Genomic DNA, 13,211 nt, shown 5'->3' with positions numbered 1-13,211 from the left:
CGGACGGTCAGGCAAGATCCGAAGGAGGCGGCCTAGGTCAGCCCGCTGTGCGGGTCGTGTCGCGCATGCTCCTCAGGCGGTGCAGCAGACCGCCGGTCCCGAAGTGGTCGTGCAGGAGCCTGTACTCGGCGAACAGGGCGTCGTAGGCGTCGGCCCGGGAGGTGTCGGGCCTGTAGACGGCAGGCAGTCGGCGGCCCATGGCGGCGGTGGCCGTTCGCACATCGGTGTGCGCGCCGGCGGCCACGGCGGCGTGGATGGCCGACCCGAGGGCGGGGCCCTGGTCGGATGCGGCGAGGGAGACGGGGCGGCGCAGCACGTCGGAGTAGATCTGCATCAGCAGTTCGTTCTTGGCCAGTCCGCCGGCGACGATGAACTCGTAGACCGGTACGCCGCCTGTTTCCAGGGCCTCCACGATGACGCGGGTGCCGAACGCGGTGGCTTCGAGCATCGCGCGGTAGACGTCCTCGGGGCGGGTCGCGAGGGTGAGACCCACGATGACTCCGGAGAGGTGGTGGTCGACGAGGACCGAACGGTTGCCGTTCAGCCAGTCGAGGGCGACCAGTCCGTGTCCGCCGACCGGCTGGCCGGCGGCCTTCCGGGTCAGCAGGGTGTGCAGGTCCTCGCCGCGCTCGGCGGCCTCGGCGAGGTAGTCCGACGGGATGCCTTGCTCCAGCACCCAGGCGAAGATGTCGCCGACCGCACTCTGGCCGGCCTCGTAGCCGTAGGTTCCCTCGACGATCCCGCCGGCCACGACACCGCAGATGCCGGGGACGTCGGCGAGGACGGGGGCGTTCACGACGTGGCAGGTGGAGGTCCCCATGATGGCGAGCAGTTGTCCGTCCTCGACGGCCTGGGCCGCCGCCGCGGTGACATGGGCGTCGACGTTGCCCGCGGCCACGGCGATGCCGGGCCGCAGCCCTGTCCACGCTGCGGCCTCCGTACTGAGCGAGCCCACGCGTGAGCCCAGGGCGGAGAGCGGGAATGCGAGGCGGGTGCGTGCGAAGTCGGCGAACCGGGGGTTCAGCGCGGCCAGGTACTCCTCGCTCGGGTAGGCACCGTCCTGGTGGATGCCCTTGTACCCGGCGGTGCAGGCGTTGCGGGACTCGGTTCCGGTGAGCTGCCACACGATCCAGTCGGCGGCCTCGATCCACCGCGCGCAGTTTTCGTAGACGAGCGGATCTTCCTCCAGGACCTGGAGGGCCTTCGCGAACTGCCACTCGGCGGAGATCCGGCCGCCGTAGCGGGCGATCCACTTCTCCCCGCGGGCGTGGGCGAGTTCGTTGATGCGGTCGGCGTGGGACTGGGCGGCGTGGTGCTTCCACAGCTTGGGCCAGGCATGCGGCCGTCCGGCGAGCTCGGTCTCGGCGAGGGGGGTCCCGTCGGCCCGCGTGGGCAGGACGGTGCAGGCGGTGAAGTCGGTGGCGATGCCGATCACCGCGGCGGGATCGATCCCCGCCGCCGCCAGGGCCTGCGGGACGGCGTGACGCAGTACGTCCCGCCAGTCCTGGGGGTGTTGCAGGGCCCAGTCCGGAGGCAATGGCGCGCCGCCTTGCGGCAGGTATCGGTCGATGACGCCGTGCCGGTAGGGGTGGACCGCCGCGGCAAGTTCCTGACCGTCGCGAACCCGCACCACCACGGCGCGGCCCGACAGCGTGCCGAAGTCGACGCCGACCGTGTACTGCTCCGATTCCTCGGAGGGAGGGATGGGCGCGAGGAGATGGGGTGACGTCAACAGAGTGCCTTTCGAAGGAGCCGTGGGCGGCACGCGGCGCGGCCCGGCAGCCGGAGATGCCGTCCCGACCATCCTGGCGGTCGGCGGAGGATCCGATCAGCTTGCAGTGTGAGCGCTAACAATGTCGATAGGCAAGAGGTCTGCGTGGATCATGCGGGAGACCCTCTTGGTGTGGTGGCCTTCGTATACAGGGTCACGCCTCGATGTGTCGTTGATTCGAGGCGGGTTGAGGTCTCCGATTCGGGTAGCGGGGTCGATGGTCGCGTGAACGGATGGAGTCCGTCTTGTCGCCGCACGTCACGCGGTAACGGACAGGTAACGTGCGCAAAGGGGTTGAGAACCCAGCTTGTTAGCGCTCACAATGCGACGGCGCCCCTCAAAGGCATCCCGCTCCTGTCACCCCCCCGCCCCCGGCCCCGCCACGCCCCCGACCGCGGGCACAGCCCGGCACCGGCCGTGCGGAGCCTCATCCGTAGCCCCGAAAGGACACCCGTCATGGCTCGCAGAGCAGCCCTCGTCCTCACCGCCGCCCTTCTCGCCTCCTCGGCGTTGACCGCCTGCTCGACCGAGGGTCCCGCCTCCGCCCCGGCCTCCGGGGCCAAGACGGGCTCCGGCGGCGCCATCACCATGGGCTTCGCCCAGGTCGGCGCCGAGAGCGGTTGGCGTACCGCCAACACCAAGTCCGTGCAGGAGGCGGCGAAGAAGGCCGGGATCGAGCTCAAGTTCTCCGACGCTCAGCAGAAGCAGGAGAACCAGATCAAGGCGATCCGCACCTTCATCCAGCAGAAGGTCGACGTGATCGCCTTCTCGCCGGTCGTGGAATCCGGCTGGGACACGGTGCTCAAGGAGGCCAAGGACGCGGGCATCCCGGTCATCCTCACCGACCGCGCCGTGGACACCAAGGACACCTCCCTCTACAAGACCTTCCTGGGCTCGGACTTCGTCAAGGAGGGCAAGTCCGCGGGCGAGTGGCTGACCGGCGCGTACGCGAACGAACAGGGCCCGGTCAACATCGTCGAGCTCCAGGGCACCACGGGCTCAGCACCCGCCAACGACCGCAAGGCCGGCTTCGCCGATGCCATCCGTGCCGACGGCAAGTTCAAGATCGTCGCCTCGCAGACGGGCGACTTCACCCGCGCCAAGGGCAAGGAGGTCATGCAGGCGTTCCTGAAGTCCCAGAAGGACATCGACGTCCTCTACGCCCACAACGACGACATGGCCCTCGGCGCCATTCAGGCCATCGAGGAGTCCGGCAAGAAGCCCGGTACGGACATCAAGGTGATCTCGGTGGACGGAATCAAGGACGCCTTCGTCGCCATGACCGAAGGCAAGATCAACGTCGTGGTGGAGTGCAACCCGATGCTCGGCGACCAGCTCATGGAGCTGGCGAAGAAGGTCGTGGCGGGGGAGAGCGTCCCGACCCGGGTCGAGACCCAGGAGGGCGTCTTCCCGCAGGACAAGGCCGCGGCCGCCCTGCCGACCCGGAACTACTGACCCCGCAGGTTCCGGTGCCGCAGGAGGCCGGCCCGGCCCGGCCCCGCCGGAGCTCGCGGGGCCCGCGACGCCTGGCACCGGAGCCCGCTCCACCACCCCACACACGAGAGGAGGGCGGATGGCATCTCCGTCCACCCCGCCGCCCACGGGCGCGGGCGGCCCGCACCCGGTCCTGGAAGCCCACGACATCCGCAAGCAGTTCCCCGGCGTGCTCGCCCTCGACGGAGTCGGCTTGCGGCTCTTCCCCGGTGAGGTGCACGCCCTGATGGGCGAGAACGGCGCCGGGAAGTCCACCTTGATCAAGGTGCTCACCGGTGTCCACCCCGCCGACGGCGGCACCATCGTCGTCGACGGCCGGAGCCACGCGTTCGCGGACCCCCTCCAGGCGCAGCGGGCCGGAATCAGCACCGTCTACCAGGAGGTGAACCTCTGCCCGAACATCTCGGTCGCAGAGAACATCCTCATCGGGCGCGAACCGCGCCGGTTCGGTCTCATCCACTGGTCCGCGATGCGGCAGCGGGCGGCCGAACTGCTGACGGAACTGGACCTCGAACTGGACGTCACCAGCCTGCTCGATTCGCATTCCCTGGCGGTGCAGCAACTGGTCGCCATCGTCCGGGCGGTGGACGTCTCGGCGAAGGTGCTCGTGCTGGACGAACCCACCTCCAGCCTCGATCGCGAGGAGGTCGCCCAGCTCTTCACCCTGGTGCGGCGCCTGCGGGACCGCGGCGTGGCCATCCTGTTCGTCACGCACTTCCTCGACCAGGTATTCGATCTCTGCGACCGCGTCACCATCCTGCGCAACGGCCGGATGGAAGGCGAGTACCCCATCGGCGAACTCACCCCGGTGACCCTGGTGCAGCGCATGATCGGCGGAGAACTGGCCACCCTCGACCAGTTGTCCGGCCGTGCCCAGGAGGAAGCGGCCGAACGAGCGACCAGCGGGCCGTTCCTCCAGGCACGACAGCTGGCCCGTACGGGCTCGATCGAACCGTACGACCTCGACATCCATTCCGGCGAGGTCATCGGACTGGCCGGCCTCCTGGGCTCGGGCCGCACCGAGGTGGCGCGCCTCCTGTTCGGCGCGGACAGCGCGGACTCCGGAGACGTGAGCATCGAGGGCAAGAAGGTACTCCTGCGCACCCCCCGCCACGCCATCGCCCGGGGCATCGCGTTCTGTTCCGAGAACCGCAAGTCCGAGGGCCTGGTGGGCGAGCTCACGGTCCGCGAGAACATCATCCTCGCGTTGCAGGCCACCCGCGGCTGGACCAGGCCGCTGGCCCGCACGAAGCAGGACGAACTGGCACGGCACTGGATCGAAGCCCTGGACATCCGCCCCGCCGACCCCGAAGCGCAAGTGCGCCACCTCAGCGGAGGCAACCAGCAGAAGGTCCTCCTCGCACGCTGGCTGCTGACCGACCCCCGGCTCCTGATCCTCGACGAACCCACCCGGGGCATCGACATCGGCGCCAAGGCCGAGATTCAGAAACTCGTGGCCCGCCTGGCGGGCGAAGGCACCGCGGTGCTGTTCATCTCGGCGGAACTCGAAGAGGTCCTGCGCCTGAGCCACCGCATCGCCGTGCTCCGCGACCACCGCATGGTGGCCACCCTGGCCAACGACGACACCGTCACGCCCGAACGCCTCCTGACGACCATCGCCACCGGAACGGACTCATGACCACCCAGCCCGCCAAGTCCGAGGCGGCCGGAGCGATCGGGAGACGTCTGGCCGGCCACCGCCTGCTGTGGCCCGCGCTCATCCTGCTCGCCCTGCTCCTCGGCAACCTCGCGTTCCACCACGACTTCTTCTCCGTACGCGTGCGCGACGGCCACCTCTACGGCAGCCTCATCGACATCCTCCAGTTCGGTGCGCCCCTCATCCTGGTGGCGCTCGGCATGACCCTGGTCATCGCCACCCGCGGGATCGACCTCTCGGTGGGTTCCACCGTCGCCATCGCCGGCGCCCTCGCCTGCGGGCACATCTCCACCGCCGCGCGTCCCGGCAGTGTCGCCACCATGCTCACGGCCGTCGCCCTCGCACTCGGCGTCGCACTCGTGCTGGGCCTGGCCAACGGCTTCCTGGTGTCCGGGCTGGGTGTGCAGCCCATCGTGGCCACCTTGATCCTCATGGTCGCGGGCCGCGGCGTCGCCCAGCTGATCACGGACGGCCAGATCGTCACGGTGACCAGTGCCCCCTACAAAATGATCGGCGGGGGCTACTGGCTGACCTTCCCGTTCGCCGTCCTTCTGGCAGCCGCCCTCGTCGCGCTCACCGCCTTCGTCACCCGTCGCAGCGCACTCGGCATGCTGATCGAGTCCGTTGGCGGCAACCCCGCCGCCAGCCGCCTGGTCGGCATCCGGGCCGGCGGCCTGCTCGCCCTGGTCTACGTCTTCAGCGCGCTGTGCGCCGCCGTCGCCGGGCTGATGATCAGCTCCAACGTCTCCAGCGCCGACGGCAACAACGCCGGCCTGTGGATCGAGCTCGACGCGATCCTCGCCGTCGTCGTCGGCGGCACCGCACTGACCGGAGGACGCTTCTCCCTCGGCGGCACCGTTCTGGGCGCCCTGATCATCCAGACCCTGTCCACCACCGTCTACACCCTCGGCGTCCCGCCCGAGACCACCCTCGTCTTCAAGGCCTTCGTCGTCATCGTCGTCTGCCTCGTGCAGTCCCCGGTCTTCCGGGCCAAGGTCCTGCGCCGCCGCGGGCCGGCCACTCCCCGATCCCACACCCCGGCGGGCGCCACCCCGCAGCAGCAGGAGGTACGCGCATGAGTACCGGCATCGCGAGCGCCGCCGCGCATCTCACCCGCCCCTTCGCGACGGTGTCCCCGCGCACCCGCACCCGTATCCCACTGATCGTCACGGCCGTCCTGCTGGCCGTCATGTTCGGCGTCGGATCGGTGCGCTACGAGGGCTTCCTCTCCGCGCAAGTCGTACTGAACCTGCTGATCGACAACGGATTCCTCCTGGTCGTCGCGGTCGGGGCGACCTTCGTCATCCTCACCGGCGGCATCGACCTGTCCGTCGGCTCCATGGTGGCCCTGTCGACCATGCTCACCGCCTGGCTGGTCGAGTCGCACGGCTGGCCCCTGGCCACCGTCATTCCACTGGTCCTGCTCGTCGGCGCCGGGAGCGGGACGCTCATGGGCTGGATCATCCACACCTTCGAGATCCAGCCGTTCATCGTCACCCTGGCCGGCATGTTCCTCGCCCGCGGGCTCTGCTACACGATCAGCACCGAATCCATCACGATCAGCGACCCCACCACGGCCGGAATCGCGCAGACCCGGCTGTACGGCCCGGGAGGACTGTTCGTCTCGATCCCGGTGGTCATCGCCCTGGCCGTACTGGTGATCGCCTTCGTCGTACTGCACCACACGCGGTTCGGCCGCAACGTGTACGCACTGGGCGACAACGAGTCCTCCGCACGCCTGATGGGTCTTCCGGCGGGCTCCACCAAGATCGCCGTCTACGCCGTCAGCGGCCTGTGTTCCGCGCTCGGCGGCCTGTTGCTGACCTTCTACATGCTCTCCGGCTACGCCCTCCACGCCATGGGCATGGAACTCGACGCGATCGCCGCCACCGTGATCGGCGGCACGCTGCTGACCGGAGGCTCCGGCTTCGTCCTGGGCACGGCCCTCGGCGTGCTCGTCCTCGGCACGATCCAGACGGTGGTCAACTTCCAGGGCACGCTCAGCTCTTGGTGGACCCGGATCGTCATCGGCGCCCTGCTGCTCGTGTTCATCGTGCTGCAACGACTGATGAGCGGCCGCCGCCCCGCCGCCGGCTGACGCCCTGCCGCTCTGCACGTCAGCCCCGGCCCCAGCGTTCGAGTGCCGCGATTCCACCTTGCTTCCCGGCATGCCCTCCGACGGACCGACTTCCAGGGAACACCGCCATGGAACACACATATGAATCCACCGACCAGGCCACTGACCCCGGGCAGGCTCCCACCTGCCCGGGGGCGGGCCGTCCCCTGCGTCTGGCCGATGAGGAAAGGGGGGAGAGGTGGCGGTTCGGCTTCCCCGGCCGGGCCCGCGCGGAGGTGCACACGCGCGGCGCCCGCCTCCGTTCCCTGATCCTGCCGGACCGCTGGGGCCACACCGCCGACGTGGTGCTCGCGCCCCGCGACCCCGCCGACCGCGAGGGCTCCGCACGCTACTTCGGCGCGACGGTGGGCCGTTACGCCAACCGCGTCGCGCACGGCCGGCTCGTCGTCGACGGAGTCACCCACCAGCTCGCCACCCAGGAGACCGGGCACACGCTGCACGGCGGTCCCGACGGGTTCGACCAGCGCCTGTGGCGGTGCGAACCCTTCCACTCGGCGCACCGCACCGGTGTCCGCCTGTTCCTGCACAGCCCCGACGGGGACCAGGGATTCCCCGGTGCCCTGAACGTGCGCCTCACCTACACGCTGGACCGCGACGACAACCTGACCATGTTGTACCAGGCGGTCGCCGACGCGCCGACGATCGTCAACCTCACCAACCACGCCTACTGGAACCTCGAAGGGGAGGGGCGCGGCAACGTCCTGGCGCACCACCTCCAGGTCGCGGCTCCCCTCTACACCTCCGTCGGCGCCGAGTTGATCCCCGACGGCCCCCACCGCCCGGTCAGCGACACCCCGTTCGACCTCCGCCGGCCCCGGCGTCTCTCCGACGTCCTGACCCATACGGAGGCGCAACTGGCTCTCGCCGGCGGAGGCTTCGACCACAACTGGGTCCTCGACGACGCCCGGCGAGCCGGTCCTCGTAAGGCCGCTGTGCTGTACGCCCCCGCATCCGGCCGCCGCATGGAGGTGCGCACCACGGAACCGGGCATCCAGGTCTACACCGCCCAGGGCCTGACCGGTGACATCACGGGCAAGGCCGGCAGACCCTACCACGCCTACGCGGGGATCGCGCTGGAGACACAGCACTTCCCGGACTCCCCGAACCGCCCCGACTACCCGACGGTCGTCCTGCGGCCGGGCGAGCTGTACCGGTCGACCACGATCCACAGTTTCACCACGGTCACCGCCTGAGAGGGGCGGCGGCCGTAGCTGCTGTCCGGTGCCGCAGGGGGGCGCCGGACAGCGGCTTTCGCGCTTGTGCCGACTTTCCCCGTACGAGGTTTCCCGGGGCCCGGCTCTCGGCGGAAGGGGCCAACAGCCGGGCAGGTGGGGGTCATTCACCGGGTGGAGCGATCCTGCGGGCCGTGCTGGCGCGCACGATGAGCTCGGGCGCCACCACCAGGTGGGTCGACTCGTCGGTCCTGCCCTCGATGTGGTCCAGGAGCAGCCCGATGCTGTCGCGGCCGAGCGAGGCGAAGTCCTGACGGATCGTCGTCAGCGGGGGCGGGAAGAACTCCGCCTCGGGGATGTCGTCGAAACCGGCGACCGCCACGTCCTCGGGCGTCCGCAGGCCCGCTTCCCGCAAGGCCCGTAGGACACCGAGGGCCATCTGGTCGTTGGCGACGAACACCGCGGTGAGGCCGGCTCCCTGCCCTCGGGACGCCAGGAACCGCCCCGCCAGCTGCTGGCCGGCCTGGTATCCCGACAGCGGACTCCAGTCGCCGCGCAGCACGGGCGGCACCTCGGCGCCGGCGTCGCGCAGCGCGTCCTCCCACCCCTGCGTGCGGGCCTCGCTCTCGAGCCAGTCGGGCGGGCCCGCCACATGCCACACGGTGGCGTGGCCCGACGCGAGAAGGTGCTCCGTGATCATGCGGGCGCCGAGGTTCTGGTCCAGCGACACCCCCGGCAGGTCGAGGGTGTGGCCGCCTTCCACGGTGACCACCGGGCACGGCGCTTCCAGCGCCGCCAGGGCGCGCACCGCGGCGCGTTGCGGAGTGACGGCGACGATCCCCTCCACGCCCCACCCGGCGAGGTGCTGCATGGCTTCGGCGAGGGCTGTCTGTGTGGCGGTGCGCAGCGTGACGGCGGACGTCAGGTAGCCGCGGTCCCGAGCCGCCTCCTGCACTCCCGCCACGGTGCTGGCGGGCCCGTGCAGAGTGGTGTTCACCGCGATGACGCCCAGCGTGTGGGTCCGGCGGGTGGCCAGCGCCCGGGCCGCCGAGTTGCGCCGGTACCCCAGCTGCTCGATGACCTGAGTCACCGCCGCCCGGGTCTTGGCGCTGACGTTCGGGTGGTCGCTGAGCACCCGTGAAACGGTCTGATGGGACACGCCGGCGACGCGCGCGACGTCCGTCATCGTGGGCGCTCGCGAGACGTCTGGGAGCTGGGTCAACTCTCTTCCTTTCCTCATCGAGCGGCCTTCCCTCAAGGTACCGAACCAGCCGCGGCCCGCACACATCTCGGACCGACCGGAAGATCGTCGACCAGGTAAAGATGTTGGCGTTCACATTATGCAGCGTGGATCGCACGTTGTGGGCAGGAATCTTCTCGTACCTCTTGAGATTGCTGCATGTTAGCGCTCACAATCTGATCGGGGCGGCCGAGGTGGGTCAACCGCGACGCCTGCTGCTGCGGCCCCCGATCAGTCCAGCCCACTCATGCGCGACCGCGGGGCCTGCCCGACGGCGGTCCCGGAGAAACCCGCCGCGCATGCCGGAGAGACGGTGAGAGCGTAGTGAGCAAGACCTTCCTGGGGGACCTCCGTCGTGAGGTCCTCGCGGCCAACCTGCGCATCCCGGAGGCCGGTCTGGCCACCCTCACCTGGGGAAACGTCAGCGGAGTGGACCGAGACGCCGGCGTCTTCGTCATCAAGCCGTCCGGGGTCTCCTACGCCGACCTCACGGAGGAGGACCTGGTGGTGGTGGCGCTGGAGGACGGCCGGGTCGTCGAGGGGCGGCTCAGGCCGTCCACCGACACCGAAACCCATCGGTGCCTCTACCGGGCCTTCCCTTCCATCGGCGGGGTCACCCACACGCACTCGACGCACGCCGTCGCCTTCGCCCAGGCGCGCCGCCCGATCCCCGTACTGGGCACGACGCACGCCGACACCTTCAACGGGCCCGTCCCCGTGACGGAGGACCTCACCGCGGAACAGTGCGCGCGGGACTACGAGTACAACACCGGGCAGGTGATCGTCGCCCGGCTCGGCGGCGACCCCCGGCGGGCCGAGGAGGTTCCCGGAGCGCTCGTCTCACGACACGGACCCTTCACCTGGGGTGCCACCGCGAAGGCGGCGCTGGAGAACGCCGTCGTCTGCGAGGCCGTGGCGGAGATGGCGCTGCACACGCTGGCGCTGGGCTCCCGCCTCGGGGAAGCCTCCGAACCGCCGAAGCACCTGCTGGAGCGGCACTTCACCCGTAAGCACGGACCTGACGCCTACTACGGCAACGCCCCTCACGCCCCTCACGCCCCGGGCGTCTGAGGCGCGGCCTGAGTCAGGGGGACTCAACTACCGTTTCAGCCAGGCGCCTTGACGTTCCCGTCGGGCGCCTGGCTTCATTGGGAGCGCTCCCACATGAGCTCCCACCCCCCGAGGAAGGCTTCACCGTGCCTCCTGCTACCTCCGCCCGCGGCGTGCCACGTCGCGCGGCCGCCGTGCTCGCCGGCGTCGCGCTGGCCGTCGGCGGCCTGTCCACGACCGCCCTGACCGTTCCGGTCGCGGCTGCCGCCACCACGGCAGCCGCCGCCGTCACGCCCGTACGGGTCAACCGGCTCGGCTACCTGCCCGACGGCCCCAAGCGAGCCACCGTGGCCGCCTCCGCGACCGCTCCGCTCGTCTGGCAACTGCGCGACGCTTCCGGCGCGGTGGCCGCCTCGGGTGCCACCACGGTGCGCGGGTTCGACCAGGCGTCCGGCCAGTCCACGCACCTGGTGGACTTCGGCGCGTACACCGGCACCGGCACCGGCTTCACCCTGGCCGTCGACGGCCAGAGCAGCCACCCCTTCGACATCTCCGCATCGCTGTACGACGGACTGCGCGCCGACAGCATGTCGTTCTTCTACCAGCAGCGCAGCGGCATCGCGATCGAGGCGGCCCTGGCGGGCGGCAGCGCCTACGCCCGCCCCGCCGGGCACCTGGGTGTCGCCCCGAACAAGGGCGACACCAGCGTCCCCTGCCAGGCCGGGGTGTGCGACTACCAACTGGACGTGCGCGGTGGCTGGTACGACGCGGGCGACCAGGGCAAGTACGTGGTCAACGGCGGCATCTCCGTCTGGGAGATGGTCAACTCCTATGAGCGGGCACGGCGTTCGGGCGGCGACGCGGCGCTCGGCGACGCGACGCTGCGGGTGCCGGAGCGCGGCAACGGAACGCCGGACGTGCTGGACGAGGCCCGCTGGGAACTGGAGTTCCTGCTGCGGATGCAAGTCCCCGCCGGGAAGCCGTTGGCCGGGATGGCCTTCCACAAGATGCACGACGCCAAGTGGACCGCCCTGCCGACCCGGCCCGAACTCGATGCCGAACAGCGCGAGCTGCACAAGCCGTCGACCGCCGCGACGCTGAACCTGGCGGCCTCGGCCGCGCAGTGCGCCCGGGTGTACGCGCCCTACGACGCCGCGTTCGCCGCGCGCTGCCTGGACGCGGCCCGCCGCGCCTGGACGGCCGCCAAGGCCAACCCGAACGTGCTCGCCCTGGCGAGCGACAACACCGGCGGCGGTGCGTACGAGGACGCCGACGTCTCCGACGAGTTCTACTGGGCGGCGGCGGAACTCCTGGCCACCACCGGAGAGGCACAGTACCGGGACGCCGTCACCTCCTCCCCGCACCACACCAAGGCCGTCGACGCGTTCTGGTGGGGCGGCACCGCGACGCCCGGCCGCATCACCCTCGCCACGGTCCCCGGCGTGGCCCTGCCGGCCGACGACGTGACCCGGCTGCGCGGCCTGCTGACCACGGCCGCTGATGGCCACCTGTCCACCATGGCCGGACAGGGCTACGCGGTGCCGCTCCCCGCCACCGGATACGTGTGGGGCTCCAACAGCTCCGTCACCAACAACGCGATGGTGCTGGCCGTGGCGTACGAGATCACCGGGCAACAGCGTTACCGAGCTGGAGCGTTGGAGTCCCTGGACTACCTGCTCGGCCGCAACGCGCTCGACCTCTCCTACGTCACCGGCTACGGCGACCGTTACTCCGCGAACCAGCACCACCGGTTCTGGGCACACCAGAACGACGCCTCGCTGCCGCAACCGCCGGCCGGTTCCTTCGCGGGCGGGCCGAACGCGGGGCTGGAGGACCCGGTGGCCAAGGAGAAGCTCGCGGGCTGCGCACCGGCGGCGTGCTACGTGGACGACATCGGCTCGTACTCCACCAACGAGGTGGCCATCAACTGGAACGCCTCGCTGGCCTGGCTGGCGGCTTTCGCGGCTGAGCGGCGCAGCGCTCCGGCGGTGCCCGTGGTCCAGGTGGCACCGGCGGCCGTGACGGTCCCGGAGGGCGGTTCGGTCCCCGTGGGCGTGCGGCTCTCGGCCGCCCCCGCGCAGAACGTCACGGTGACGGTGGCCCGGAACTCCGGCGACCAGGACCTGTCGGCGGCCGCGACCCTGGTGTTCACCCCGGCCGACTGGGCGACGGTGCAGCAGGTTCCGGTCTTCGCCGCGCAGGACGCCGACGCGTCCTCGGGCAGTGCGACATTCACCGTCGGTGGTCCTGGCGCGCAGCCGGCGACGTTCACGGCGACGGAGGCGGACGACGAAGTGTCGGCGGCCTCATGCACAGTGGCGTACCGGATCGACAACGCCTGGGGCAACGGCTTCACGGCGACGGTGACCGTGAGGAACACCGGAACCTCGGCGGTCTCCGGGTGGACCCTCGGCTGGGGCTTCGCGGGTGATCAGCGGATCAGCAATGGCTGGAACGCCACGGTGAGCCAGTCGGGCAGCACGGTCACCGCCCGGGACGCCGGATGGAACGGAACACTGGCACCCGGCGGCAGCGCGAGCTTCGGCTTCCAGGCGACGTACTCGGGTACCAATGCGATCCCGGCGCGCTACACGCTGAATGGTGCACTCTGCTCCTGAACGATCGTCACGCCCCGCCCGCCCGGCGATGGACGACGGAGTGGAGCCAGGTTCTTCCCGGCTCCACTCCAT

9 protein-coding genes are annotated in these 13,211 nt (G+C 70.5%); 7 read left to right on the top strand and 2 right to left on the bottom strand.

What is annotated here, in order from left to right:
- Positions 1 to 37: 37 nt before the first annotated feature.
- Positions 38 to 1,732: a ribulokinase gene (locus tag OG247_RS00900; RefSeq protein ID WP_327250327.1), complete on the bottom strand. Its 1,695-nt coding sequence runs from the start codon at positions 1,730 to 1,732 to the stop codon at positions 38 to 40.
- 495 nt (positions 1,733 to 2,227) lie between these two features.
- Here OG247_RS00900 and OG247_RS00895 point away from each other — a divergent pair, with 495 nt between their 5' ends.
- The 5 genes from OG247_RS00895 to OG247_RS00875 all read left to right on the top strand — a co-directional run bounded on the left by OG247_RS00895 (position 2,228) and on the right by OG247_RS00875 (position 8,252).
- Positions 2,228 to 3,226 (top strand): ABC transporter substrate-binding protein, encoded by a 999-nt coding sequence (locus tag OG247_RS00895; RefSeq protein ID WP_327250326.1) that lies wholly within the window; start codon positions 2,228 to 2,230, stop codon positions 3,224 to 3,226.
- Positions 3,227 to 3,344: 118 nt separating this feature from the next.
- Positions 3,345 to 4,904: a sugar ABC transporter ATP-binding protein gene (locus OG247_RS00890; protein WP_327250325.1), complete on the top strand. Its 1,560-nt coding sequence runs from the start codon at positions 3,345 to 3,347 to the stop codon at positions 4,902 to 4,904.
- Positions 4,901 to 6,001 carry an ABC transporter permease gene (locus OG247_RS00885; protein WP_327250324.1) on the top strand — a complete coding sequence of 367 codons (1,101 nt, stop codon included), beginning with the start codon at positions 4,901 to 4,903 and terminating at the stop codon, positions 5,999 to 6,001. The genes OG247_RS00890 and OG247_RS00885 overlap by 4 nt, the downstream gene beginning before the upstream one ends.
- A complete protein-coding gene (gene yjfF, locus OG247_RS00880) occupies positions 5,998 to 7,020 on the top strand; it encodes a galactofuranose ABC transporter, permease protein YjfF (RefSeq protein WP_327250323.1) in 1,023 nt (340 codons plus the stop codon). Before OG247_RS00885 ends, yjfF begins: the two co-directional genes overlap by 4 nt.
- 107 nt (positions 7,021 to 7,127) lie before the next feature.
- Complete coding sequence (locus OG247_RS00875; RefSeq protein ID WP_327250322.1) at positions 7,128 to 8,252, top strand: aldose epimerase family protein; 1,125 nt, start codon at positions 7,128 to 7,130, stop codon at positions 8,250 to 8,252.
- Positions 8,253 to 8,394: 142 nt separating this feature from the next.
- Here the strand turns inward: OG247_RS00875 and OG247_RS00870 are convergent, their stop codons facing one another.
- The gene (locus OG247_RS00870; RefSeq protein WP_442813191.1) at positions 8,395 to 9,471 is read right to left on the bottom strand and encodes a LacI family DNA-binding transcriptional regulator; all 1,077 of its coding nucleotides are present in this window, start codon (positions 9,469 to 9,471) and stop codon (positions 8,395 to 8,397) included.
- Between the two features lie 324 nt (positions 9,472 to 9,795).
- Here OG247_RS00870 and araD point away from each other — a divergent pair, with 324 nt between their 5' ends.
- Positions 9,796 to 10,542: an L-ribulose-5-phosphate 4-epimerase AraD gene (gene araD / locus OG247_RS00865; protein WP_327250320.1), complete on the top strand. Its 747-nt coding sequence runs from the start codon at positions 9,796 to 9,798 to the stop codon at positions 10,540 to 10,542.
- A 125-nt stretch (positions 10,543 to 10,667) separates the two neighbouring features.
- Positions 10,668 to 13,139: a glycoside hydrolase family 9 protein gene (locus OG247_RS00860; RefSeq protein WP_327250319.1), complete on the top strand. Its 2,472-nt coding sequence runs from the start codon at positions 10,668 to 10,670 to the stop codon at positions 13,137 to 13,139.
- The last annotated feature ends 72 nt before the right edge of the window (positions 13,140 to 13,211 follow it).

Origin of the sequence: Streptomyces sp. NBC_01244, from assembly GCF_035987325.1 — a bacterium.
Lineage (GTDB): Bacteria > Actinomycetota > Actinomycetes > Streptomycetales > Streptomycetaceae > Streptomyces.
The sequence above is the reverse complement of the archived record's forward strand: the minus strand, read 5'-3'. Positions and strand labels throughout refer to the sequence as shown.